The sequence below is a fragment of the Streptomyces sp. NPDC090106 genome (assembly GCF_044747265.1).
Classification (GTDB): Bacteria; Actinomycetota; Actinomycetes; order Streptomycetales; family Streptomycetaceae; genus Streptomyces.
The window spans coordinates 632,115-656,575 of the sequence record NZ_JBIVDS010000002.1 but is presented as its reverse complement, the minus strand read 5'-3'; the positions used below and the strand labels follow the sequence as shown (position 1 = coordinate 656,575).

The following is a 24,461-nucleotide window of genomic DNA, read 5'->3' as shown; positions in this document are numbered from 1 at the left end:
TCGTATTCGGGCCCGGTGCGCGGCCGGCTTCAGAGCGCGTCGGCGATCTCCTCCAGCAGGCGCCGCTTGGGCCGTGCCCCCACCATCGACCGCACCGGTTCACCGTCGCGGAAGACCATGAAGGTCGGCATGGACAGCACCCGGTAGGCGTTGGTGGTCTCCGGGTTGGTGTCCACGTCCAGCTGGACGACCTTCAGCCGCTCGCCCTCCTCGGCCGCGAGAGCCGTGAGCACGGGCCCCATCTGCCGGCACGGCGGGCACCAGTCGGCGGTGAACTCCACCAGTACCGGCACCCGTGATCCGATCACCTCCGCCGCGAAATCCGCGTCCGTCACCTCGGCCACACCCGCCGCCTTGATCATTCGCCTTCTCCTCCGAGTTCGCAGAGCGGCGGTTCGCCGTCGGCCAGCGCGAGGCGCAGCCCGATCTTCGCCCGTACCGCCTGGAGTTCCCCGATCAGCTCGTCCAGCTCCGCCAGCTTGCGCCGGTAGACGTCCAGCGAGGCGGGACAGGTGTCGCCCTCCGCGTGCCCGGCCCGCAGGCAGTCCACGAAGGGCCGTGTCTCCTCCAGGTCGAACCCGGAGTCCTGGAGCGTCCTGATCTGCCGGAGCAGTCTCAGGTCGCTCTCGTCGTACGTCCGGTACCCGTTCTCGCCGCGTCGCGCGGGCAGCAGCCCGCGCGACTCGTAGTAGCGCAGCGTCCGGGTCGTGGTCCCGGCCCGTGCGGCCAGCTCGCCGATTCGCATGTCCTCGACGGTAAGCCTTGACGTCGGCGTCAAGGCAACAGCGGTTTGCGCTCGACCGGGGAGGTGAGCACGATCGACGTCGTCGTGCGGCCCAGCGCCGAGATCTGCTCCAGCACCTCCTCCAGGTGGACGGTGTCCCGGACGGCGGCCTTGAGGATCCAGCAGTCCTCGCCGACCGCGTGATGCGCCTCGACGATCTCGGGGCGGGCCAGCAGCTCCAGGGTCCTGGGGTGCCGGAGGGTGTACCCGCCGTGCGGGCTGACCCGGACGAAGGCCTGGATGCCGTAGCCGAGCCGGGCCGGGACGACGTGCGCGCCGTAGCCGCTGATCACTCCGGCGTTCTCCAGCCGCCGCACCCGCTCGGTGACCGCGGCCGGGCTCAGCCGCACCCGGCGGCCCAGCTCGCTCAGTTTGATGCGCCCGTCGGTCTGGAGCAGTTCGAGGATCTGCCGGTCGAGCACGTCGAACATCGTTTCCTCGGCGGCGGCCCGACGCGGCCGAGGTTCTTTCGGCCCGATGCCCCGAACTCCCATGGTTCCCCCTTCATGACCTGCGGTGACGCCGGGAGAATTATGGTCATGGAAGGGAGAGTCCTGGTCATGGACAAGGCACGCGAGGTACTCGTCATCGGCGGCAGCCGCTACTTCGGCAAGCGGCTCATCACCCGGCTGCTGGCGGCCGGGGACCGGGTGACGGTCCTGAACCGCGGCTCGTCACCGCCCCCGCCCGGGGCCGAGCGGCTGATCGCCGACCGCGACGACGAACGGTCCCTGACGGACGCGCTCGGCTCGCGCACCTTCGACGTCGTCGTCGACCAGGTCTGCTACACCCCGCGCCAGGCGGCCGTCGCCCGCCGCGTGTTCACGGGCCGCACCCGGCGCTATGTGATGACCTCGACGATCGAGGTGTACGGGAACGAGGACCGGCCCACGCCCCTGCCGGAGTCCGCGCTCGACCTGTCGAAGGTCACCGTCGATCCGGAACTCCCCTGGACCGATCCGGAGTTCCTCGACAGCCACTACGGTGAGGGCAAGCGGCAGGCGGAGGCGGTGTTCGCGGCGGCCCCGGACGGCCTCCCGTACGTGACCGTGCGGGTGGCCCATGTGCTGGGCGGCGAGGACGACTTCACCGGACGCCTGGACCACTACGTGACCCGGGTCCGCGACGGCGAGCCGATCAGCGTGCCCGTCACCGACCGGCCGGCCACCTACATCCATGTCGAGGAGATCGCCGACTTCATGGCCTGGACGGCCGGTACCGACTTCACCGGTCCGGTCAACGCGAACTCCCACGGGACGCTGACCACCGGGGAGTTGTGCGAGGCGGTGGCCGCGGGGCTGCCCGGGGGCGAGGTGGTGTACCAGACCGTGGAGAGCGGCGAGGTCTCCCCGTTCGCCTTCCGCCGCTCGTACGGCATGGACAACTCCCGCGCCACCGGCCTCGGTTTCCGCTTCGGCACGGTCCGGGAGTGGCTGCCGGGAGTGGTGGCGGAGGCGATCGGTCAGGACAGCGGGGGCAGATAGCGCCCCGGGGGTGTGCCCGGCGGACGCCGTCCGGGGCGGGGACCCGGACGGGGGCCGGGGGCGGGGTGCACGCCGCCGTAGAAGTGCGGCCCGCTGTCGCCGTCGTCCTCGTAGTCCTCGCCCCCGTCCTCGTCCTCGTCCGTCAGCCAGTCCTCGTCCTCCAGGTCCTCGCCGCCGCGTACGCCGAGGAGGCGGCGGGTGAGGCGGTCGTGGTCGGAGAGGAGTTCGTCCAGGGCCTCCCGGACGTCCCGTGCCTCGGTGCGCGCCGATGCGCGTTCGGCGGCGATGAGGACGGAGCGCCGCACGAGTTCCTTGGCGAAGGAGGCGGTGGTGCCCTCCGTGCGGGTCACCACCTCGGCGGTGATCTCCTCGTCCAGGGCGAGCCCGGCGCCGTACAGGCCGAGGAGGCGGGCGCGGCCCTCGGCGTCCGGGAGGGGGATCTCGACGGCGAGGTCGACGCGGCCGGGGCGCTGGGCGAGGGCGGGTTCGAGGAGGTCGGCGCGGTTGGTGGTGAGCAGGAAGGCGACGTCGGCGTCGTCCCCGAGGCCGTCCATCTCGTTGAGCACCTGGAAGAGCAGGGGCTGTTCGCCGCCGCCGTGGTCGCGGGCCTCGGCGATCAGGTCGCAGTCCTCCAGGACGACCAGGGCGGGCTGGAGCATCCGGGCCAGTGAGCAGGCCGGGCCGACGGCCTCGATGCCGGTGCCGGACAGGAGCACGATCGTGAACCGCGGGAGGTGGGAGAGCAGATAGCGGATCGTGTGGGTCTTGCCAGTGCCGGGCGGGCCGTACAGGAGGAGTCCGCGGCGCAGGTGCTGGCCGGCCGCGAGGAGCTGTTCGCGGCGCCGGGCCACGCCCATGACCTGGCGTTCGACACGCTCCAGGAGTCCGTCGGGCAGGACGATGCCCTCGCGGGTGACGTCGGGGCGGCGGTGGAAGCGGAACGGGCCGAGGCCGTGGCCGAAGTCGCCGCCCTCGAAGGAGAGGACCTGGCCGCGGAAGATGTTGTGCTCGCGCACGAGCGCGTCGACCTCGGCGAGCAGCCGGTCCGAGAACTCCTTCTCCCGGGCGATGACCTCGACCTCGACCTTGTTGCGCCCGTACTCGTCGGCCGGACCGCGCAGCAGCACCGCGAACGGTTCGCCGTCCGCCTCGCCGAGGTAGAACCCGCAGGAGACGCAGGCGAGTTCGGTGTCGGGGGCGATGGGCAGCTGCGCGTAGTCGACGGCGCCGACGGTGAACGCCTCGTGCCGCTCGGCGGATTCGATGATGTCGCCGAGGCCCATGTCGTCGCGGTACCGGGAGCCGCGCAGCCCGACCAGTTCATGGGTGCGGCCCTCGGCGGTGAACCAGCGCTCCAGTGCCAGATGGACGTTGGGCAGGTCGAACGGCGGGAAGGCGGCCTTGACCACCGGCCACGCGGACGGGTCGGAGCCCAGGTGCGCGCGCAGCCGCCGGGAGAGGTCGCGGGCGTCGTCCTCGGGGCGCTTGGGGTGGGCCACCGCGCTGAGGAAGTCCCAGAAGAGCTCGCTGATCCGGTCCAGCGGCAGCGGCGAGGGCTGCCGGTCGGCGCCGTACGTCCGCCGGTACTGCTCAGCGCCGAGAATCTCGACCCTGCCGGGTCCCCCCGTGCCGGAATCCTGCGTGCCGGCGGCGCCCGTGCCCGCGTCCCCCATGTCCACCTCCGCTTGCCGTTCTGCCGAGGCTCCCCAGCCTGGGGGCAGGAGGGCGACAGGTCAAAGCATTTCGGGCAAGTGGTCGCGAAGAGCCAGGAAAGGGGCAGAGGTGTGTCATCGGGGAGCCGGGACCTCCTCGGCCTCCGGCGGGACCGACGCCGACTCCTCCACCTCCAGAAGCGACGCGCTCCGCCGCTCCGCCTCGAAGGCGCGGTGGCCGCCCCGCAGGCCGAACAGCCGCTTGGTGAGGAGGATGTAGAGGACGGCGAGGACGTTCAGCACCAGCGTGGCGATCTTCAACCAGCTGACGCGCTCGGTGAGTTCGTAGATCTCCAGCGGGAGGAACGCGGCCGTCGCGACGACGGTCAGGTACTCCGCCCAGCGCCGGGCGTACCAGAGGCCGACCGCCTCGACGAGTTCGACGAGCGCGTACGCCAGCAGCAGCGCGGCGACCAGGAGCAGGGTCTGATGGCGGTAGCCGAAGGTGTTCCGGAGGGTGTCGACGACGGGCGAGTGGTCGAGGTCGTAGTGGAAGTGCCGGAACACCGGGCGCAGGACGTCGAGGTACTCGTCGAAGAGGCGCCGCACCGCGTCCTGGCTGTTGCTGAACTTCCACACGGCCACCGCGGCCAGCACGATGAACACGCCGCGCACCGCCCGCTCGACAGCGAGGAAGCGCAGCACGAACAGGTCCCGCAGCACCGCGCCCCGGGGCACGAGCGGCGCCTCGTCCGCCGGACCCGAGCCGTGCGGCTCGCCGAGCGCGAAGTCGCCGCAGCGCAGGCACCGCCAGGCGGAACCGAGCGCGGTCTCCGCGTGCAGCCGCACCCGCAGCCCGGGCTCCAGCGGCGCGTACGTCACATGGCCGCGCCGCGCGCAGGTGCGCCGATCCCAGTCGATGGCCATGTCCCCCGAACCTCCGCACCGCCGTGCCTACGCCTGCCGAACCGAACCGGCCCGGCAGGCTAGTGGAGGCGGGTAAGAGTCCGGTGAGGGCTGCCGTTGCACATTCCTGTGCAAGCGGGTGGGCCGGAAGGCAGAATGGCGTCCATGACCACCGGTAACACCAGCCGTGCCGACGCCAACCGCCGCCGGATCCTCGACGTCGCCCTCACCGAGCTGCTGCGGGACCCCGACGCGTCGATGGACCAGATCGCGCGGGCGGCCGGAGTCGTACGGCGGACGGTGTACGGGCACTTCCCGAACCGCGAGGCGCTGATCGGCACGCTCGTCGACGAGGCGGTGGCCATGGTGACGGCCGCGCACGCGGCGGGCCGGGAGGGTGTGGCGGACCCGGCCGAGGCGATCGCGCGCTCGGTGCTGGCGGTGTGGCCGATCGCCGACCGCTACCGCCTCCTGGTCGCGCTGGCCCAGCGCACGGTCACCGTGCAGGGCGTCCGGGAGCGGCTCGCACCGGTGCGCGAGGCGTGCGCGGAGCTGCTGCGGCGCGGCCTGGACGAGGGCGTCCTCGCCTCGCCGCTGCCGGAGAAGGCCCTGGCCCATGTGCATGAGCAGATGCTGTTCGCGCTGATGGAGGCCGTGAACGACGGGCTCGTGGCAGCGCGGGAGGCGGGCAGCGCCGCCGCGGTCATGGTGCTGACCGCGACGGGCGTACCCGCCTCACGGGCCACCGAGCTGGTGGCGAAAGCGCACGTCCAGGAGTGCTGAGCCCGGACGGCCGAGCTACGGGGGGAGTGACTCGGCCGTCCGGAGTTCACGCGGGCCGGTTCAGGCCTTCGCGAGTTCCTTCTCGCCGCCCTGCTCGGGCAGCTCCGCCTGGACCTCGTCGCCGTCGTCGAGCAGGGTCTTCTCGTCGAAGGGCAGATGACCTGCGAGGACCTGGTCGACCCGGCCCCGGTCGATCTCCTTGGTCCAGGTGCCGATGAGGACGGTGGCGACCGCGTTGCCCGCGAAGTTGGTCAGGGCGCGGGCCTCGCTCATGAAGCGGTCGATGCCGACGATCAGGCCGAGACCGTCCACCAGGGCCGGCTTGTGCGACTGGAGACCGCCGGCCAGCGTGGCCAGACCGGCGCCGGTGACACCGGCGGCGCCCTTGGAGGCGACGAACAGGAACAGCAGCAGCGGGATCTGCTCGCCGATCGACATCGGGGAGCCCATGGCGTCGGCGATGAACAGGGACGCCATGGTCATGTAGATCATGGTGCCGTCGAGGTTGAAGGAGTAGCCGGTCGGGACGGTGATGCCGACGACGGGCTTGCTGATGCCCAGGTGCTCCATCTTCGCGATGAGCCGCGGCAGCGCGGACTCGGAGGAGGAGGTGGACAGGATCAGCAGGAACTCACGGCCCAGGTACTTGAAGAGCGTGAGGATGTTGAGGCCCGCGATCACCCGCAGCAGCGCGCCGAGCACGATGAAGACGAAGAGGAAGCAGGTGAGGTAGAAGCCCACCATGAGGAGCGCGAGGTCCTTGAGGGCGTCCACACCGGCGGACCCGACGACGGCGGCCATCGCACCGAAGGCGCCGATCGGGGCGGCCCACATCACCATCGCGAGGATGCGGAAGACGAGCCGCTGGATGTGCTCGACACCGCGCAGGATCGGCTGGCCGGTGGAGCCCATGGCCTGCAGCGCGAAGCCCGCGAGCAGGGCGATGACCAGGGTCTGGAGGACCTCGCCCTCGGTGAAGGCGGAGACGAAGGTCGTCGGGATGATGCCGAGCAGGAACTCGGTGGTGTCCTTGGCCTCCGCGTCGACCTGCGCGTGGCCCACGTCCTTGACGGCGTCCGTGACCGCGAGGCCCGTGCCCGGGTCGAGGATGTTGCCGACGACCAGGCCGATGCCCAGGGCGACCAGCGACATGATCGTGAAGTAGACGAGCGCGATACCGCCGACGGCACCGACCTTCGCGGCCTTCCGCACGGACCCGATACCGAGCACGATCGTGCAGAAGATGATCGGCGAGATCATCATCTTGATCAGGTTGACGAACCCGGTACCGATCGGCTTCAGCTCGACGGCGAAGTCGGGGGCGACCATGCCGACCAGAATGCCGAGCGCGACCGCGACGATCACCGCGATGTACAGGTAGTGAGTGCGGTCCTTCTTCACTACGGGTGCCGTTTCGGGGGTACTGGCGGCCACGGCTGCCCTCCTTGACGTCTTCGTCGGTCTGACCGGCGTGCGGCTCACGTCCGGGCGATTGAGGAATGGGGTGACTATCTCCCTTCGTGTGAGGGCGGTCACCCTTCCGTTCATTTAGTTCACAATCGGCCAAGGAGGCAGACTGACGACATGCGCATCCCCGTCCCCCGACCACGCAGCCTGGCGGCCCAGCTCTTCGCGATGCAGGCCGTGCTGATAGCCGTGCTCGTGGCCGGATACGCGCTCTTCACCTACGTCAGCGACCGCAACCAGGCCGAGGAGGCCGCCCGCCGCCAGGCCATGGCGGTGGCCCGTACGGTGGCGGACGCGCCGTCGGTGCGCGAGGCGATCACGACGTCCGACCCCTCGGCGCGGCTCCAGCCGTACGCCCTGCGCGTGGTCGCCGACGCGGAGGTCGACTTCGTCACGATCATGAACCCCGAGGGCATCCGCTGGACCCATCCGACCGAGTCGGAGATCGGCCGCAGGTTCCTCGGCCACATCGACCGCGCGGTGGCCGGGGACTCGTTCACCGAGGTCTACACCGGTACGCTCGGCCGCTCGGTCCGCGCGGTCACCCCGATCACGGACGACGGGACGGCGGACGGGACGGTCGTGGGACTGGTCAGCGCCGGCATCAAGGTCGAGGCGATCAGCAAACGCGTCCAGGGCCAGCTCACCGCGCTGCTCGGCGCGGCGGGCGGCGCGCTCGCCCTGGGCGCGATCGGCACGTACGTCATCAACGCCCGCCTGCGCCGCCACACCCACGGCATGAACGCGGCCGAGCTCAGCCACATGCACGACTACCACCAGGCGGCGCTGCACGCGGTGCGGGAGGGCCTGCTGATGCTGGACGGCCAGTACCGGGTGGCGCTGATCAACGACGGCGGCCGGGAGCTGCTCGGCGTCGGCGCCTCGGACGACGTGGTCGGCCGCTCGGTGGCGGACCTGGGGCTGCCGACCCCGCTGACGGGTGCGCTGCTGTCGTCGGAGCCGCGCGTGGACGAGGTGCATCTGACGGCGGACCGGGTGCTGGTGGTGAACACCTCGCCGGTGTCCGGCGGCGAACGGCGCGGGACGGTGGTGACGCTCCGCGATGTCACCGAACTCCAGTCCCTGATGGGCGAGTTGAGCAGCGAGCGCGGCTTCACCATGGCGCTGCGCTCACAGGCGCACGAGGCGGCGAACCGGCTGCACACGGTCGTCTCGCTGATCGAACTCGGGCGCGCGGAGGAGGCGGTGGACTTCGCCACGGCCGAACTGGAGCTGGCGCAGGCGCTGACGGACCAGGTGGTGGCCGCGGTGAGCGAACCGGTGCTGGCGGCGCTGCTGCTGGGCAAGACGGCACAGGCCAACGAACGGGGTGTGGAGCTGGTGGTCTCGGAGGACAGCCGTCTCGACGACGGGCTCCTGCCCGACTCCCTGCCCGCCCGGGATCTCGTCACGATCCTCGGCAACCTGATCGACAACGCGGTGGACGCGGCCCAGGGCAGCGTCCGGGCCCGGGTGACGGTCACGGCGTACACGGCGGACGGCGAGCTGGTGCTGCGCGTCGCCGACACGGGCGAGGGCGTGAGCCCCGCGCACACGGAGGCCGTGTTCGAGCGGGGCTTCTCGACCAAGCCGGCGGGGCCGGGCGGACGGGGCCTCGGCCTGTCCCTGGTCCGCCAGGCGGTGAACCGGCACGAGGGGACGCTGCGGGTGACCGGGGCCGCCGGGGGCGGAGCCGAGTTCGAGGCACGCATGCCGCTGCGCACGGTCACGACAGCGGTGGCGGCGCCGGATTTGGCTTCGCCGTCGGCTTCGGCTTCGGCCCACGAGTCCGCCGCGGGAGGCACGAGATGACGACCGGACAGACCGGCGGGCAGACCGGCGGAGGGACCATTCGCGTCCTGGTGGTCGAGGACGACCCCGTCGCCGCCGACGCGCACGTCCTGTACGTGGGCCGGGTGCCGGGTTTCACGGCCGTGGGCAAGGCGCACACGGGCGCGGAGGCGCGGCGCGTCCTGGACCGCACCCCCGTGGACCTGCTGCTCCTGGACCTCCACCTCCCGGACGTGCACGGCCTCCAGTTCGCCCGCTCCCTGCGCGCGGCGGGCCATCAGGCCGACGTGATAGCGGTGACCTCGGCGCGTGACCTGACGGTCGTCCGGGAGGGGGTGTCGCTGGGCGTCGTCCAGTACGTCCTCAAGCCGTTCACCTTCGCCACCCTCCGCGACCGCCTCGTGCGCTACGCCGAGTTCCGTGGCGCGGCGGGCGAGGCGAGCGGCCAGGACGAGGTCGACCGGGCCCTGGCCACCCTGCGCGCACCGGGCCCCGCGGCCCTCCCGAAAGGGCTGAGCGCACCGACGCTGGAGCGGGTGACGGTCGCGTTGCGCGACAACACGGAGGGCCTGACGGCGACGGGCCTCGCGGAGGTCGTGGGCATCTCCCGCATCACGGCCCGCCGTTACCTGGAGCACCTGGTCGACGCGGGCCGCGCCGCCCGCAGCCCGCAGTACGGGACGGTCGGCCGCCCGGAGCTCCAGTACCGCTGGGTCAGCCGGTGAACGGCCGCCCCAGATGCCGGCGGCGGTGAGCATCGACGAGTCCTTCGGGAACCGGGGGACGGCTGTCCACGGCCGGCCGGCCGCGTTCTCGGTCATCTGCTCGACACCGGTGATCCTGCTGTACGTGCTGGTCGCCGGGCGGTGGGGAGGTGGGTTCGCGTCGGGCGGGGCGGTCAAGGGGTGAGGGCGTCGAGTCCACCGGCGCGGAGGGCGTCCTCGATCTCGCCGAGCTTCGCCGACGACACGACCCCCACCCGCTCGGCCAGGTCCTCCCGGGCCAGCGTGACCAGCCACGTGCACGGGACGAGACCGGGACGTGGCAGCGCCACGCGGAGGACGCCCTCGAGAGGCAGCCCTTCGGGTGCCCCCACGGCGACCTCGACGGCCACACCGCTGATCCCGGTCCCCGCGGGAGCGACGACCTGCATGGCCCGGAACCCGGACGCCTCGTCTCCTGACAGCAGCACCACCGGCCGCCGTTCGCCGAAGTCCGCCCACCAGACCTCACCGCGCTGCATGTGACCTCCCGACGCGGGATCGCGGGGAACCTCGCACGCCCCGGACCGAACACCTCGCTGCCGACCGCCATCCAACCAGTCCAGCGGTCGCAGCGGCCGGCGAAGCCGGCCATCTCCCCCTGACTCCCGGGGCTCCCCCAAGGGCAACCGAACAAATCGCGCCGCCCTTTCACGCCCCCTCACCCCCGATCACCCCACCCCCCGCACCGCGCTCCCCTTCGCGCCCTGCCCGAACGGGCGAAACCCGACCCGCACCACCCACCCCCATCACCCCTGACGCCCCAGAGCCCCGGCCGGGAAACGCGAGCGAATATGCCGCTCCACCTTGCCGTTCACGCCCTGCATGGAGCGGCCACCTTCCCGCCACGCACCTGGCGGCGCCCGCCGCGGGGCACGCGCCCGGCGCCCGGAGACACCCCGCACCACCGTCCCGGACGGCCGGAACCGTACGTTCGCACAATCCGTGATCCTGGCCGAACAGACCGTAGTCACAGCACGCGGGCGCCCCTACGTTGTGGCCGTGCGCCGACCCCCCGCTCTGCCGAACCAGCCAGGTCCTCCCTTCAACGCCCCCGCCGCGCGCCGCCTGCGGACCGCCCTGAACATGGGTCCTGAGCAAGTGGCGTACGGGATGCGGGCGTCGTACGGGTTCCCCTATGTGACCCCGGATCTCGTCGTCGCGTGGGAGCGGGGCACGGTCTCGCCGTCCAGTCCTGAACTCACCGCGCTCGCCGCGGTGCTGTGGTGTTCCCCGGGTGAACTCATCGGGAGGCCGCGGACGTTGCGGGAGCATCGCGTCAGCTGCGGGCTGGCCCCGGACTACGTGGCGCACACGCTGGGCCTCGAACTGCTCGCGTATCTGCACATGGAGGAGAACGACGAGTGGCGGGGCACGGAGCGCCAGTCGGCGATCCTGGCCGAGCTGCTGAGCCTGGCCCTGCCGGACTTCATCACCGTCACGGGACGCGAGCCCCGTCTCGCCGACCACCTGCGCAGCGCCGTGACGACGCGCTGGCAGGCGTACGTGCGGCCGGTGAACAAGATCGTGCCCCTGGACCGGCGGCTCCTGGAGGACGTGCTCCAGGAGCTGCACCGGGAGTACCAGGGGCACATGGCCGCCACTCTCAGCTGGGGCAACAGCGTGACGGGCGAGGCGGGTCAGGAGTTCCTGGACCGCATCGTCGACAACTTCTGGGCCCAGGTCCAGCTGACGACGGAGTGAGCCGACGGCCGTCGCCCACACCCCGCACGGCGACCGGCCCGGTCTAGAAGACCGACTCCGCCTCGTCCATCCGGTCCTTGGGGACCGTCTTCAGCTCGGTCACCGCCTGCGCCAGCGGCACCATCACGATGTCCGTCCCGCGCAGGGCCGTCATCCGCCCGAACTCGCCCCGGTGCGCCGCCTCCACGGCGTGCCAGCCGAAGCGCGTCGCCAGGACCCTGTCGTAGGCCGTGGGGACGCCGCCGCGCTGCACATGGCCGAGGATGACCGGCTTGGACTCCTTGCCGAGCCGCCGTTCCAGCTCGTACGCGAGCGCCGTGCCGATGCCCTGGAAGCGTTCGTGGCCGAACTGGTCGATGTCGCCCTTGCCGTAGTCCATCGAACCCTCGGCGGGGTGCGCACCCTCGGCGACGCAGATCACCGCGAACCTCTTGCCGCGCGAGAAGCGTTCCTCGACCATCTTCACCAGATCGGCGGGGTCGAAGGGGCGTTCGGGCAGGCAGATGCCGTGGGCGCCGGCGGCCATGCCGGACTCCAGGGCGATCCAGCCCGCGTGGCGGCCCATGACCTCGACGACCATCACGCGCTGGTGGGACTCGGCGGTGGTCTTGAGGCGGTCCATCGCCTCGGTCGCGACGCCGACCGCCGTGTCGAAGCCGAACGTGCGGTCCGTCGACGAGATGTCGTTGTCGATGGTCTTCGGGACGCCGACCACCGGCAGTCCCGCGTCGCTCAGCATGCGGGCCGCCGTCAGCGTGCCCTCGCCGCCGATCGGGATGAGCGCGTCGATGCCGAAGTCGCGGGCGATGTCGAGCGCGTTCTCGCAGGCCTCGCGCAGCCGGTCGCGCTCCAGGCGGGAGGAGCCGAGGATGGTGCCGCCGCGGGCCAGGATGCCGCTCACGGCGTCGAGGTCGAGGGGTCGGTAGTGCCCGTCGAGGAGACCGGCGTAGCCGTCCTCGAAGCCGATCACCTCGTCGCCGTACTGTGTGACGGCTCGGTGCACGACCGACCGGATCACTGCGTTCAAGCCGGGGCAGTCGCCGCCTGCGGTGAGTACTCCGATGCGCATCGTGCTGTGTCTCCTGCTCGCTGTTGATACCTGTAATACCCGTGGATACCGGTGAGCCGTGTCCGATTGTTCCACGTCCCCCAGCGGGCCGCCGCATCCGACCCTGACGGGCGCCTTATCCCTCTCTGGGGGTATTGTCAAGAGCGTCCCGCTCACCTCGGTGGGCGATTTTTATGACACCGGGGTACCGGGACACTGGGGGAACCCGTGACCACGGGGGACCCGCGACTAAGGAGTGCTCGGCGTGACGCGCAGCGTGTACGTGACCGGTATCGACCGCGGCGACGGCCGCCAGGTCGTCGAGCTGGGGGTCATGGAACTGCTGACCCGGCAGGTCGACCGGGTGGGTGTGTTCCGGCCCCTCGTCCACCACAGCCCCGACCGTCTGTTCGAACTGCTGCGGGCCCGCTACCGCCTCTCCCAGGACCCGGCCACGGTCTACGGCATGGACTACCACGAGGCGTCCGCCCTTCAGGCCGAACGGGGGACGGACGAGCTGGTCTCCACCCTCGTGGACCGGTTCCATCTCGTCGCGCGGGAGTACGACGTCGTCCTCGTCCTGGGGACCGACTTCGCCGACACGCAGCTCCCCGACGAACTCTCCCTGAACGCCCGGCTCGCCAACGAGTTCGGCGCGTCCGTCATACCCGTCGTCGGCGGGCGCAGGCAGTCCGCCGAGTCGGTGCTCGCCGAGACCCGCAACGCCTACCGGGCCTACGACGGCCTGGGCTGCGACGTGCTGGCGATGGTGGCGAACCGCGTCGACCGCGAGGACCGGGACCTGATCGCCGAACGGCTGGCGGGATCACGGCTGCCGGTGCCCTGCTGGGTGCTGCCCGACGAGCCCGCGCTGGCCGCCCCGACGGTCTCCCAGATCGCCCAGGCGCTCGGCGCGCGGGTGCTGCTCGGCGACGACTCCGGACTGGCCCGGGACGCCCTGGACTTCGTCTTCGGCGGGGCCATGCTGCCCCACTTCCTGCCCGCCCTGACCCCGGGCTGCCTGGTCGTGACCCCGGGCGACCGGGCCGACCTGGTCGTCGGCTCGCTGGCCGCGCACAGCGCCGGCACCCCGCCGATCGCCGGGGTGCTGCTCACCCTCGGCGAGGCGCCCAGCGACGACGTCCTCACCCTCGCCGCCCGCCTCGCCCCCGGCACCCCGGTCCTGTCGGTGCCCGGCAACAGCTTCCCCACCGCCGAGCGACTCTTCTCCCTGGAGGGGAAGTTGAACGCGGCCACCCCGCGCAAGGCGGAGACCGCGCTCGGCCTGTTCGAGCGGTACGTCGACACCGGCGACCTCCTGAAGCGGGTCAGCGCCCCGAGCAGCGACCGCGTCACGCCGATGATGTTCGAGCACAAGCTCCTCGAACAGGCCCGCTCCGACCTGCGCCGGGTCGTCCTGCCCGAGGGCACCGAACCCCGGGTCCTGCACGCCGCCGAGGTCCTGATGCGCCGCGGCGTGTGCGAGCTGATCCTGCTCGGGCCGGTCGACCAGATCCGCAAGAAGGCCGCCGACCTCGGCATCGACGTCAGCGGCTGCCGGCTGATCGACCCGGCCACCTCCGAGCTGCGCGACTCCTTCGCCGAGCGCTACGCCGCCTTCCGCGCCCACAAGGGCGTCACGGTGGAACTGGCCTACGACGTGGTCTCCGACGTGAACTACTTCGGCACCCTGATGGTCCAGGAGGGTCTCGCCGACGGCATGGTGTCGGGGTCCGTGCACTCCACGGCGGCCACCATCCGGCCCGCCTTCGAGATCATCAAGACGAAGCCGGACGCCGACATCGTCTCGTCCGTGTTCTTCATGTGCCTGGCCGACCGGGTCCTCGTCTACGGCGACTGCGCCGTCAACCCCGACCCGGACGCCGAGCAGCTCGCCGACATCGCTGTCCAGTCCGCCGCGACCGCCGCCCGCTTCGGCGTCGAGCCGCGGATCGCGATGCTGTCGTACTCGACGGGCACCTCCGGCTCGGGCGCCGACGTCGACAAGGTCCGCGAGGCCACCGAACTGGTCCGGCTGCGCCGCCCCGACCTGCGGATCGAGGGGCCCATCCAGTACGACGCGGCGGTCGAGCCGAGCGTCGCGGCGACGAAGCTGCCGGAGTCGGAGGTGGCCGGGCAGGCGACGGTGCTGATCTTCCCCGACCTCAACACGGGCAACAACACCTACAAGGCCGTGCAGCGCTCGGCCGGCGCGATCGCCGTCGGGCCGGTGCTCCAGGGCCTGCGCAAGCCGGTCAACGACCTGTCCCGGGGCGCCCTGGTCCAGGACATCGTCAACACCGTCGCCATCACCGCCATCCAGGCCCAGTCCCCGGAACCCGCCGCCGTCCCCGCGGCCCCGACCCAGAAGGCGACCGCCCCGTGAGCCCCACCCGTGTCCTCGTCCTCAACTCCGGCTCCTCGTCGGTGAAGTACCAGCTGCTCGACATGGGCGACGGCAGCCGGCTGGCCATGGGGCTCGTCGAGCGCATCGGCGAGGAGACCTCACGGCTGCGGCACTCGGCCGCGGGCCGCGGGGCCGCCCGCGAGCGGACCGGGCCGATCGCCGACCACGAGGCCGCGCTGAAGGCCGTGGCGGAGGAGCTGGCCGCGGACGGTCTCGGCCTCGACTCCCCCGAACTGGCCGCCATCGGGCACCGGGTGGTGCACGGCGGGCAGACCTTCACCGCGCCGACCGTCGTCGACGACGTGGTGCTCGCCGAGATCGAGCGGCTCATCCCGGTCGCCCCGCTGCACAACCCGGCCAACCTCACCGGTATCCGCACCGCCCGGGCGCTGCGCCCCGACGTGCCGCAGGTCGCCGTGTTCGACACCGCGTTCCACACGACGATGCCGGAGTCGGCGGCGCGCTACGCGATCGACGTCGAGACCGCCGACGCCCACCGCATCCGGCGCTACGGCTTCCACGGCACCTCGCACGCCTACGTCTCCCGGGCGACGGCGAAGCTCCTCGGGAAGGCGCCGGAGGACGTCAACGTCATCGTGCTGCACCTCGGCAACGGCGCCTCGGCGTCCGCGGTGCGGGGCGGCCGGTGCGTGGACACCTCGATGGGTCTGACACCGCTGGAGGGGCTGGTGATGGGCACCCGCTCGGGTGACCTGGATCCGGCCGTCATCTTCCATTTGACGCGTGTTGGCGGAATGTCCACGGACGAGATCGACACTCTTCTCAACAAGAAGAGCGGTCTCGTCGGGCTGTGCGGGGACAACGACATGCGGGAGATCCGCCGCCGGGTGGACGAGGGCGACGAACGGGCCGCGCTCGCCTTCGACATCTACATTCACCGTCTGAAGAAGTACATCGGCGCCTATTACGCGGTGCTCGGCCATGTGGACGCGGTCGCGTTCACAGCCGGAGTCGGGGAGAACGCGAGCCCGGTGCGGGAAGCTGCCCTGGCCGGCCTGGGGGAGCTGGGGCTCGCCGTGGACGGCGAGTTGAACGCCGTACGCAGCGACGAGCCGCGTCTGATCTCGCCCGGAAACGCGCGCGTGGCGGTCGCCGTCGTACCCACCGACGAGGAACTGGAGATCGCGACACAGACTTACGCGCTGGTCGGGAGAAAGCAGTGAGAAATACACGGGAGTAACACGCCTGAGCATGCAGGCGCCCATTTGTATCTTCCGCCAGACGGAATATTCCGTTGCGAAACAAACCGATAGGATCGCCCCATGCGCCGTTCGAAAATCGTCTGTACTCTCGGCCCCGCGGTCGACTCCCACGAGCAGTTGGTGTCGCTGATCGAGGCCGGCATGAATGTGGCCCGCTTCAACTTCAGCCACGGCTCCCACGCCGAGCACCAGGGCCGGTACGACCGGGTCCGGGCCGCCGCCAAGGAGACCGGCAAGGCCGTCGGTGTCCTCGCCGACCTCCAGGGCCCCAAGATCCGTCTGGAGACCTTCGCCGAGGGTCCGGTCGAGCTGGAGCGCGGTGACGAGTTCGTCATCACCACCGAGGACGTCCCGGGCGACAAGTCCATCTGCGGGACGACCTACAAGGGCCTGCCGGGCGACGTCTCGCGCGGCGACCAGATCCTCATCAACGACGGCAACGTCGAGCTGAAGGTCCTGGACGTCGAGGGCCCCCGGGTCAAGACGATCGTCATCGAGGGCGGCGTCGTCTCCGACCACAAGGGCATCAACCTGCCCGGCGCGGCCGTCAACGTGCCCGCGCTCAGCGAGAAGGACATCGAGGACCTCCGCTTCGCGCTCCGCATGGGCTGCGACATGGTCGCCCTGTCCTTCGTCCGGGACGCGAACGACGTGCAGGACGTGCACAAGGTCATGGACGAGGAGGGCCGCCGGGTCCCCGTCATCGCCAAGGTGGAGAAGCCGCAGGCGGTGGCGAACATGGAGGCCGTCGTGCTGGCCTTCGACGCCGTGATGGTCGCCCGCGGTGACCTCGCCGTCGAGTACCCGCTCGAGAAGGTCCCGATGGTGCAGAAGCGCCTCATCGAGCTGTGCCGCCGCAACGCCAAGCCGGTGATCGTGGCGACCCAGATGATGGAGTCGATGATCACCAACTCCCGTCCCACCCGCGCCGAGGCCTCCGACGTGGCCAACGCGATCCTGGACGGCGCGGACGCGGTCATGCTGTCCGCCGAGTCCAGCGTGGGCGCGTACCCGATCGAGACCGTCAAGACGATGTCGAAGATCGTCACGGCGGCCGAGGAGGAGCTGCTCAGCAAGGGCCTCCAGCCCCTGGTCCCCGGCAAGAAGCCGCGCACGCAGGGCGGTTCGGTCGCCCGTGCCGCCTGCGAGATCGCCGACTTCCTCGGCGGCAAGGGCCTGATCGCCTTCACCAAGTCCGGTGACACGGCCCGCCGTCTGTGCCGCTACCGCGCGGCCCAGCCGATCATCGCCTTCACCACCGACGAGGGCACCCGCAACCAGCTCACGCTGAGCTGGGGCGTGGAGTCGCACGTCGTGCCGTTCGTCAACAGCACCGACGAGATGGTCGACCTGGTCGACGGCGAGGTCTCCAAGCTGAACCGCTTCAGCGACGGCGACGTCCTCATCATCACCGCCGGCTCGCCCCCCGGCGTCCCCGGCACCACCAACATGGTCCGCGTCCACCACCTGGGCGGCGAGAAGTAGCACGCGCGGCGGACCGTACGACGCTGAGGGCGCCCCCTGGGAAAGGGGGCGCCCTCAGCGCTTGTGCGGCTCCCGGAACGGGTTCGCGGGGGTGCTCAGTCGATGTACTGATGCAGCCCGGGGATGTACAGGGTCCCGCCGAACTGGCCGGCCTGCACGACCTTCACGTCGGTGAAGTAGATGAGCGGGATGTTGAGCGGCGGCGGGTTCTCCGGGTCGAACGTGATCGGGATCAGACCGAACAGCTTGCCGGAGATGGATTCCGTGTACATCACGGTGTCGCCGTCGCGGATGGTCGACGTCGTGCCCTTGCCGGCCTGCACGTGGTACGTCTTGCCGGACTGCTCGTCCTGGACCGTCTGGTGCAGGTCGCCGATGTCGGTGCCGTCGGAGATGACGTACTTCAGCACGTCCTTGGTGGTGCCGTTGGCCGTCTTCACCTTCACGATGCCCTGGTAGTCGGCGCCCTTCAGCAGCAGCGAGCTGGCGTCCAGGTACCAGGGGTCGTCCGGCAGCGGGACGGTGTTGTCGACACCGCTCTCCTCGTCCGTGGCGACCGGGCAGTCGTCGACGTCCGTGGTGGCGCTCGCGGACGGGCTCGCCGTCGCCTCCTCGGCAGCCTCCTCGACGGCGTCGGTGGTGTCCTCCGCCGCCTCGGACGCCGCGTCGGTCGTGTCCTTCACGGTGTCCTCGACCGTGTCGGTGACCTTCTCGGTGGTGTCCTTGGCGGTGTCGGCGGCGGCGTCGTCCGCGCTCTCCTCGGAGGCGCTCGCGGACGCCGACGGGCTGGCGCTCGCGCTGGGCGAGGCCGTCGCGGTCGCGGTCTCGCCGCCGGTGAAGATGCCCGTGATGGCGTCGCCGAGCTCCTCCAGCACGTTCTTGCTCTCGGAGGCCGACGGCGTCGGCGTGGCCGTGGTGGCGGACTGCTCCTCGCCGGCGGCACTCTCCGACGCGGTGGCGGACGGCGTGGGCTCGGCCTCGTCGTCGGAACCTGAATCCGACGAGGAGTCACCGCCCGAGGAGTCCGTACCGGAGGAGGACTCCGACGCGGAGGGCGTCGGCGTCGCCTCGGCCTCCGACGCGCTCGCGGACGGCGAGGCGGACGCGGACGCGTCGTCCTCCAGGGCCGCGACGCAGTCCTTGTACTCGTCGATGGTGAGGCTCTGCGCCGGGTTGTCCTCGGCGTTGGCGAGCGTCGGCGTGAAGCCCATCCCCATGAGCACCGCCGTCGGCATCGCCGCCAGGGCTATCGCCTTGCCCGCCGGCATGTGGAACCGGGTGAAGAGCGGCTTCTTGGGTGCCGCATGCCGCGGCCCGGTTCTCACACGGGACTCCTCCACATCAGTCCCGTGTGTCACCTTGTCAGCCGGCACTGTGCCTCCCGTTCGCCCCGTTCGCCGGGCTCGTTCCTGACAGATCGTTCGGCTCACCGACGTCGTAGGCGTCCTTCGAGAGGGTGGGGACGGTGCCCTGGGGCGCGTCACCCTCGCTCGCGGTGGTGTGCTGGGCCGGCTGCGCCTCGGGCGGCGCGCCCGGCGCCCACGCCACCGCCATCGCTCCGCCCACGAGGGCGAGGAGGAAGCCGATGAGGAAGCCGCCGAGGTTGGAGACCGGGATGGACACCAGGGCCAGCAGGATCGCCGCGACGCCCGCGAAGGTGCGGACGTGCTTCTGGAACCAGAGGCTGACACCGAGGACGACCAGCAGCACACCGATGATCAGGGACCCCGCACCCGCCGTCGTGGCCATCGCCAGCGTCAGATGACCGATCTGAAGGTTCGCGTACGGGAAGTAGGCGATGGGGATGCCGCCGAGAATGACGAACAGGCCGGCCCAGAACGGCCGGTCACCCCGCCAGACGCGGAACTTCCGCTTGGCGACCCGGATGTAGTGCTCATCGCGGCCGGGTACGGCAGGAGTCTCGGCGCTCATGGAAAACAGCTCCCTGTAACGGCGTTGCTGTGGTGGTGAGTTGTGGTGCTGAGAAGCGTGCGACCGCAGGTGGGGAAGGTGCGAGCAGCGGCCTGGGAGTGGACGGGCGGGGGCGCCGTCGGCTCCCCCGCCCGTCATGGAGTGCTTAGTAGCACTCCTTGACACCGCTGGCCAGCGACATCTTCAGACCGCTGAGCTTGAAGGTTCCGGCGGTGGTGGCCCACGCCGTCTGCTTCACGTTCTTCAGCGTGACCGAGTCGGCCTGCTGCGCGAATCCGTACGGGTTCGCGGTGTCGCCCTTGGCGATGCCGGGGCCCTTCGCGGCGTCCTTGGCCGCGACGCCGATGTCGATGCCACGGAAGGTGGCGTCGGCGCTGAGGTCCTCGACGTCGATGTACAGGTTCTCGGCCTCGACCGGGGTGTCGCCACCGCCGGCCTTCAGGATGAGGCTGACCGAACCGAGCAGCGGGATGTCAGGGGTGACAACCGACTGGCACAGGTTCTTGATGGTCGCCGACTTGAAGGCCGAGACCGCGACGGGGTGAGCCGTCTTCTTGCCGTCGAGCGTGTAACCCGAGTCGATGGCTCCGTACTGGACGAAGCCGGTGCCGTCGAGCTGGTCCGTCGTCACCTTGAACGACTGACCGGACACGCTGAACGACGCGGCGAGAGCGCCCTGCGCGAGGGCGACACCTATCGCGGCCGTGGCGGCCACGCTGGGCACCATCACGACGGCGAACCGCTTCCATCTGGTCCCGCCACGCACCTGGGACTCCATATTTCCTCCTTCTCGGACGTACATCTCCTGCCCCCTACTGGGCCTCTGACTCGACGGCTCAGCCGGGCAGGGATGGGAGAAGTGCTACGTCCTCGGGAAGGGGAGCGCCCGAGGTCGGAGGCGCGTACCGCGCACCGATCACCGGCGATCACCCCCGAGCGACAACCACTGGTCGCGCCTGACACGCATCACGCACAACCTTGCTGGACAGGCTCCACCCGGTGGGCGAAGACCCCCCTGTCCAAGAGCCGGCGACATCGCCGCCCGCTCTGCTCGGTGGGGACCCAGGGTTTCCCGCCCGCCCGACCGGCTGTCGGGGTACGGGAATGGACCGAGCGTCGCCGATCGTGGTGCATTCTCGCCGCCCGCACAAGGGGCTTCGTTACTCGGTAGTAACGGCCGGATAACCGAACAACGACCCGCCGGTCTCGGCCGACGACTCTGGGTGCCCTGTGAGGGGGGTGCAAAGTGGTCCACAGGCGGACAGAATCCGACAGTTCAACGCCCGCAACTTACTGCAAGTAACAGCGGCCGCGATTACCAAGATTTGGTAAAGCGCGGCCGCAGTGACGTCTCGTCGGCAAATCTTTCACTCCGGCACCACAGGGCGGAGTGTTTAGGAGCTGCTCAGAACGGGGCTCTCGCCCCGGTCAGAACAGAGCGCGCGCGAGCGCCCTGCGCGCCGCGACCACCCGGGGGTCGTCGGGCCCGACGACCTCGAAGAGCTCCAGCAGCCGCACCCGTACGGCGTTGCGGTCGTCGCCCGCCGTGCGCTGCACGGTCTGGATGAGCCGCCCGAACGCGTCGTCCACATGGCCGCCGACCAGGTCCAGGTCGGCCGCGGCGATCTGCGCCTCGGCGTCCCCCGGCTTCTCGGCCGCGTCCTGGCGCACCTTCTGCGGGTCCAGCGCCTGCACCCGGTGGAGCAGCTCGGCCTGCGCGAGACCCAGTTCGGCCTCGCTGTTGCCCGGGTCGTCCGCGAGCACGTTCCGGTACGCCTGCACCGCACCGCCGAAGTCGCCCGCGTCCAGGGCCTGTACGGCGGCCTCCAGCAGCGCGTCGTGCGGACCGGCCGGCGCCTCGGGGGCCTGGGCCGCGGGGGCGCCGGGCTCGGCCTCCGGGTCCACGACCAGGCCGGTCAGACCGAAGCGCTGCTCGGCGACCTGGACGAGCTGGTCCAGGGTCCCGCGGATCTGCTCCTCGCCCGCGGCACCCTGAAAGAGCGGCAGCGCCTGTCCGGCGACCACCGCGAAGACGGCCGGGATGCCCTGGATCCCGAACTGCTGCATCAGCATCTGATTGGCGTCGACGTCGATCTTGGCGAGGACGAAGCGCCCGTTGTACTCGACCGCGAGCCGCTCCAGGACCGGGCTCAGCTGCTTGCAGGGCTGGCACCACTCGGCCCAGAAGTCGAGGACGACGGGCACCTCGGTGGACCGCTGGAGGACTTCGCTCTCGAAGCCGGCCTCGTCGACGTCGATGACGAGATCGGCCGGGGAGACGGCTCCCGTGCCGCCGCCCTGACGGGCCGCTTCGGCGCGCGCCTGCTCCGCCTTCGCCTTGGCCTCCTGGGCCGCCTTCACCGCGGCGAGGTCGACGACTCCGCTCATGGACATGTTCCGTGGCTGCATGCGTCCATCCTCCCCCGTCCGCGCGCTCAGGCGAAAAGCATCATGAAAGCCGGTCAGGCTCTGTACCGGTCGGCAAGTGGCCGAAGAGCGTTCTTCGTGCCGGTTCCGCGTGTTCGGCGCCGGGTCCCCACCCCACGCCAGTGGTTTCGCTACGAGTCGTAGCGTAATGGCATCGCCCGCTCCCGCGCGCCCGTTCCCCGGTGATCTCCCTCACGGCCTCACACGACCCGCCGGTTATGGTCGTGGGATGCAGAGCCGCAGCCCCGCCCCCCGTGCCTCCGGACGCCCGCGCAGCGCCGAGGCCGACGCCGCGATCCTCGCGGCCACGCGGGAGGCGCTCGTGGAGCTGGGCTGGTCCAAGCTGACCCTGGGCGACGTGGCGACCCGGGCCGGGGTCGCGAAGACGACGCTCTACCGCCGCTGGGCGGGCAAGAACGAACTGGTCGTCGACGCGGTCGCGGAACTCTTCGACGCGCTCGAACTCCCCGACCGCGGCACCCTGGCCGCCGACATCGAGGGCGTGGTCCTTCAGTTCGCGCGCATCCTGGCCCGCCCGGAGGCCAAGAGCGGTCTGATGGCGGTCGTCGCGGAGGCGACACGGGACGACGCCCTGCGCGAGCGCATCCGCTGCTCGATCGTGGAACGCCAGAAGCGGCTGGTCCTGGCGGGCCGGGCGCGCGCGGAGGCCCGGGGCGAACTCCCCCTGGAGTCCGACCCGGCGGAGGCCGCCCGGACGGTCGACCTGATCTTCGACGTGGTGGCGGGCGCGGTGGTGCACCGCACCCTCGTCAGCGCCGAGCCCGCCGACGAGGCATGGGTGCACAGCTTCACGCGCGTGCTGCTCCTCGGCCTGGCGGGCGCGGCGCCCTGAGGCCCGTTCCGGAACGCGGAGCGCGGGCTCGGAACGCGGCGGCCCCGTCGGCTCAGAACCCGGCGGGTTCGGTGTAGACCCCCCACTCCTCCCGCAGGACCCCGCAGATCTCACCGAGGGTCGCCTCGGCGCGTACGGCGTCGAGCATGGGCCCGATCATGTTGGACCCGTCCCGGGCGGCGGCGAGCATCGCGTCGAGCGCGGTCCGCACCGCGGCGTCGTCCCGCGCGGCCTTGCGACCGCTCAGCGCCCGCACCTGCTCGCGCTCGACCTCGTGGCTGACGCGCAGGATCTCCAGGTCCCCGGTGACCGACCCGGTGTGCACGTTGACGCCGACGACCCGCTTGTCGCCCTTCTCCAGGGAGCGCTGGTACTGGAACGCGGACTCCGCGATCTCGCCGGTGAACCAGCCGTCCTCGATCCCGCGCAGGATGCCGGAGGTGATCGGCCCGATGGGGTGCCGCCCGTCCGGGTGGGCCCTGAGCCCCCGCTCCCTGATCTGCTCGAAGATCTTCTCGGCGTCGGCCTCGATCCGGTCGGTGAGCTGCTCGACGTACCAGGAACCGCCCAGCGGATCGGCGACGTTGGCGACGCCGGTCTCCTCCATCAGCACCTGCTGGGTGCGGAGCGCGATCTCGGCGGCCTGCTCGCTGGGGAGCGCGAGCGTCTCGTCGAGGGCGTTGGTGTGCAGCGAGTTGGTCCCGCCGAGCACGGCGGCGAGCGCCTCGACGGCGGTGCGGACGACGTTGTTGTACGGCTGCTGGGCGGTGAGGGAGACACCGGCGGTCTGGGTGTGGAACCGCAGCCACTGGGCCTTGTCGCTCCGCGCGCCGTACACGTCCCGCATCCACCGGGCCCAGATCCTGCGGGCGGCGCGGAACTTGGCGATCTCCTCGAAGAAATCGACGTGCGCGTCGAAGAAGAAGGAGAGCCCGGGTGCGAAGACGTCCACGTCGAGCCCGCGGCTGAGCCCGAGTTCCACGTACCCGAACCCGTCGGCGAGGGTGTACGCGAGCTCCTGGGCGGCCGTGGAACCCGCCTCCCGGATGTGATACCCGGAGACGGACAGCGGCTTGTAGGCGGGGATGCCGGCGGCGCAGTACTCCATCAGGTCGCCGATGAGCCGCAGATGGGGCTCGGGCTGGAAGAGCCACTCCTTCTGGGCGATGTACTCCTTGAAGATGTCGGTCTGGAGCGTCCCGTTGAGCACGGACGGATCGACGCCCTGCCGCTCGGCGGCGACGAGGTACATGCAGAAGACGGGTACGGCGGGCCCGCTGATGGTCATGGAGGTGGTGACGTCCCCGAGCGGGATGTCCCCGAACAGCACCTCCATGTCGGCGGCGGAGTCGATGGCGACCCCGCAGTGCCCGACCTCGCCGAGCGAGCGCGGATCGTCGGAGTCCCGCCCCATGAGGGTAGGCATGTCGAAGGCGACGGAGAGCCCACCACCTCCGTTCCGGAGGATCATCTTGTACCGCTCGTTGGTCTGCTCGGCGTTCCCGAACCCGGCGAACTGCCGGATCGTCCAGGTCCGCCCCCGGTACCCGGTCGCGTACAGCCCCCGGGTGTAGGGGTACTCCCCCGGCCACCCGATCCGCTCGAACCCGTCGTACCGGTCCCCCGCCCGCGGCCCGTACACCGGCTCCACGGCGTCCCCGGAGAGCGTGGTGAAGTCGGCCTCCCGCACCCGAGAGGCGTCAAACCGGGCCTGCCACCGTCGGCGGCCCTCTTCGATGGCGTCAGCGTCCATG

22 protein-coding genes and 1 pseudogene are annotated in these 24,461 nt (G+C 71.0%); 10 read left to right on the top strand and 13 right to left on the bottom strand.

Annotated elements, in window-relative coordinates; all coding sequences use genetic code 11:
• Positions 1-29: 29 nt before the first annotated feature.
• The 3 genes from ACIPSE_RS08530 to ACIPSE_RS08520 are packed head-to-tail and all read right to left on the bottom strand — an operon-like array spanning position 30 to position 1,278.
• Complete coding sequence (locus ACIPSE_RS08530; protein WP_401659003.1) at positions 30-362, bottom strand: thioredoxin family protein; 333 nt, start codon at positions 360-362, stop codon at positions 30-32.
• Positions 359-745, bottom strand: a complete 387-nt coding sequence (locus ACIPSE_RS08525) for a MerR family transcriptional regulator (RefSeq protein ID WP_401659000.1) — start codon at positions 743-745, stop codon at positions 359-361. The genes ACIPSE_RS08530 and ACIPSE_RS08525 overlap by 4 nt, the downstream gene beginning before the upstream one ends.
• A gap of 29 nt (positions 746-774) precedes the next feature.
• The gene (locus ACIPSE_RS08520; RefSeq protein ID WP_401658997.1) at positions 775-1,278 is read right to left on the bottom strand and encodes an Lrp/AsnC family transcriptional regulator; all 504 of its coding nucleotides are present in this window, start codon (positions 1,276-1,278) and stop codon (positions 775-777) included.
• A gap of 45 nt (positions 1,279-1,323) precedes the next feature.
• Between ACIPSE_RS08520 and ACIPSE_RS08515 the strand changes: the two genes are divergently transcribed.
• Positions 1,324-2,268 (top strand): NAD-dependent epimerase/dehydratase family protein, encoded by a 945-nt coding sequence (locus ACIPSE_RS08515; protein ID WP_401658994.1) that lies wholly within the window; start codon positions 1,324-1,326, stop codon positions 2,266-2,268.
• Here the strand turns inward: ACIPSE_RS08515 and ACIPSE_RS08510 are convergent.
• Entirely contained in the window at positions 2,247-3,941 is a 1,695-nt protein-coding gene (locus ACIPSE_RS08510; RefSeq protein WP_401658992.1) for an AAA family ATPase, read from the bottom strand. The genes ACIPSE_RS08515 and ACIPSE_RS08510 overlap by 22 nt on opposite strands.
• A 114-nt stretch (positions 3,942-4,055) precedes the next feature.
• Entirely contained in the window at positions 4,056-4,847 is a 792-nt protein-coding gene (locus ACIPSE_RS08505; RefSeq protein ID WP_401658989.1) for a DUF2127 domain-containing protein, read from the bottom strand.
• Between the two features lie 135 nt (positions 4,848-4,982).
• Here ACIPSE_RS08505 and ACIPSE_RS08500 point away from each other — a divergent pair, with 135 nt between their 5' ends.
• Positions 4,983-5,609 (top strand): TetR/AcrR family transcriptional regulator, encoded by a 627-nt coding sequence (locus ACIPSE_RS08500; protein ID WP_401658987.1) that lies wholly within the window; start codon positions 4,983-4,985, stop codon positions 5,607-5,609.
• Positions 5,610-5,669: 60 nt separating this feature from the next.
• Here the strand turns inward: ACIPSE_RS08500 and ACIPSE_RS08495 are convergent, their stop codons facing one another.
• Entirely contained in the window at positions 5,670-7,043 is a 1,374-nt protein-coding gene (locus ACIPSE_RS08495) for a cation:dicarboxylate symporter family transporter (RefSeq protein ID WP_401658985.1), read from the bottom strand.
• 150 nt (positions 7,044-7,193) lie between these two features.
• Here ACIPSE_RS08495 and ACIPSE_RS08490 point away from each other — a divergent pair, with 150 nt between their 5' ends.
• The 3 genes and pseudogenes from ACIPSE_RS08490 to ACIPSE_RS08480 form a co-directional block, all read left to right on the top strand.
• The gene (locus tag ACIPSE_RS08490; protein WP_401658982.1) at positions 7,194-8,888 is read left to right on the top strand and encodes an ATP-binding protein; all 1,695 of its coding nucleotides are present in this window, start codon (positions 7,194-7,196) and stop codon (positions 8,886-8,888) included.
• Entirely contained in the window at positions 8,885-9,592 is a 708-nt protein-coding gene (locus ACIPSE_RS08485) for a response regulator (RefSeq protein WP_401658979.1), read from the top strand. The genes ACIPSE_RS08490 and ACIPSE_RS08485 overlap by 4 nt, the downstream gene beginning before the upstream one ends.
• 4 nt (positions 9,593-9,596) lie before the next feature.
• Positions 9,597-9,776, top strand: a pseudogene (locus ACIPSE_RS08480) (carbohydrate ABC transporter permease); the annotation flags it as partial.
• On the opposite strand, the gene ACIPSE_RS08475 reads toward ACIPSE_RS08480, so the two are convergent.
• Positions 9,766-10,110, bottom strand: a complete 345-nt coding sequence (locus ACIPSE_RS08475; RefSeq protein ID WP_401658976.1) for a type II toxin-antitoxin system PemK/MazF family toxin — start codon at positions 10,108-10,110, stop codon at positions 9,766-9,768. The pseudogene ACIPSE_RS08480 and the gene ACIPSE_RS08475 sit on opposite strands and share 11 nt — an antisense overlap.
• Positions 10,111-10,630: 520 nt before the next feature.
• On the opposite strand from ACIPSE_RS08475, the gene ACIPSE_RS08470 reads away from it, so the two are divergent.
• Complete coding sequence (locus ACIPSE_RS08470) at positions 10,631-11,332, top strand: helix-turn-helix domain-containing protein (protein ID WP_401658973.1); 702 nt, start codon at positions 10,631-10,633, stop codon at positions 11,330-11,332.
• 43 nt (positions 11,333-11,375) lie between these two features.
• Here ACIPSE_RS08470 and ACIPSE_RS08465 read toward each other — a convergent pair whose 3' ends face one another.
• Positions 11,376-12,401, bottom strand: coding sequence for an ATP-dependent 6-phosphofructokinase (locus ACIPSE_RS08465; protein WP_401658971.1), 1,026 nt, complete (start codon positions 12,399-12,401; stop codon positions 11,376-11,378).
• A 244-nt stretch (positions 12,402-12,645) separates the two neighbouring features.
• Here ACIPSE_RS08465 and pta point away from each other — a divergent pair, with 244 nt between their 5' ends.
• The 3 genes from pta to pyk all read left to right on the top strand — a co-directional run bounded on the left by pta (position 12,646) and on the right by pyk (position 17,495).
• Complete coding sequence (gene pta / locus ACIPSE_RS08460) at positions 12,646-14,766, top strand: phosphate acetyltransferase (protein WP_401658968.1); 2,121 nt, start codon at positions 12,646-12,648, stop codon at positions 14,764-14,766.
• Positions 14,763-15,971, top strand: coding sequence for an acetate kinase (locus tag ACIPSE_RS08455; protein ID WP_401658965.1), 1,209 nt, complete (start codon positions 14,763-14,765; stop codon positions 15,969-15,971). The genes pta and ACIPSE_RS08455 overlap by 4 nt, the downstream gene beginning before the upstream one ends.
• A gap of 99 nt (positions 15,972-16,070) precedes the next feature.
• Positions 16,071-17,495, top strand: a complete 1,425-nt coding sequence (gene pyk, locus ACIPSE_RS08450) for a pyruvate kinase (RefSeq protein ID WP_401658963.1) — start codon at positions 16,071-16,073, stop codon at positions 17,493-17,495.
• 95 nt (positions 17,496-17,590) lie between these two features.
• Here pyk and ACIPSE_RS08445 read toward each other — a convergent pair whose 3' ends face one another.
• The 4 genes from ACIPSE_RS08445 to ACIPSE_RS08430 all read right to left on the bottom strand — a co-directional run bounded on the left by ACIPSE_RS08445 (position 17,591) and on the right by ACIPSE_RS08430 (position 21,836).
• Positions 17,591-18,868, bottom strand: coding sequence for a hypothetical protein (locus ACIPSE_RS08445; RefSeq protein ID WP_401658961.1), 1,278 nt, complete (start codon positions 18,866-18,868; stop codon positions 17,591-17,593).
• Positions 18,858-19,427 (bottom strand): DUF6114 domain-containing protein, encoded by a 570-nt coding sequence (locus ACIPSE_RS08440; protein WP_401658958.1) that lies wholly within the window; start codon positions 19,425-19,427, stop codon positions 18,858-18,860. Before ACIPSE_RS08440 ends, ACIPSE_RS08445 begins: the two co-directional genes overlap by 11 nt.
• A gap of 145 nt (positions 19,428-19,572) precedes the next feature.
• Positions 19,573-20,205 (bottom strand): DUF6230 family protein, encoded by a 633-nt coding sequence (locus ACIPSE_RS08435; protein ID WP_401658955.1) that lies wholly within the window; start codon positions 20,203-20,205, stop codon positions 19,573-19,575.
• Between the two features lie 650 nt (positions 20,206-20,855).
• On the bottom strand, positions 20,856-21,836 hold the full coding sequence (locus ACIPSE_RS08430) for a tetratricopeptide repeat protein (RefSeq protein WP_401658952.1): 981 nt from the start codon (positions 21,834-21,836) through the stop codon (positions 20,856-20,858).
• A gap of 247 nt (positions 21,837-22,083) precedes the next feature.
• Between ACIPSE_RS08430 and ACIPSE_RS08425 the strand changes: the two genes are divergently transcribed.
• Positions 22,084-22,707 (top strand): TetR/AcrR family transcriptional regulator, encoded by a 624-nt coding sequence (locus ACIPSE_RS08425; protein ID WP_401658949.1) that lies wholly within the window; start codon positions 22,084-22,086, stop codon positions 22,705-22,707.
• A gap of 52 nt (positions 22,708-22,759) precedes the next feature.
• Here the strand turns inward: ACIPSE_RS08425 and ACIPSE_RS08420 are convergent, their stop codons facing one another.
• Positions 22,760-24,460: a methylmalonyl-CoA mutase gene (locus ACIPSE_RS08420; RefSeq protein WP_401658946.1), complete on the bottom strand. Its 1,701-nt coding sequence runs from the start codon at positions 24,458-24,460 to the stop codon at positions 22,760-22,762.
• Position 24,461 lies beyond the last annotated feature (1 nt).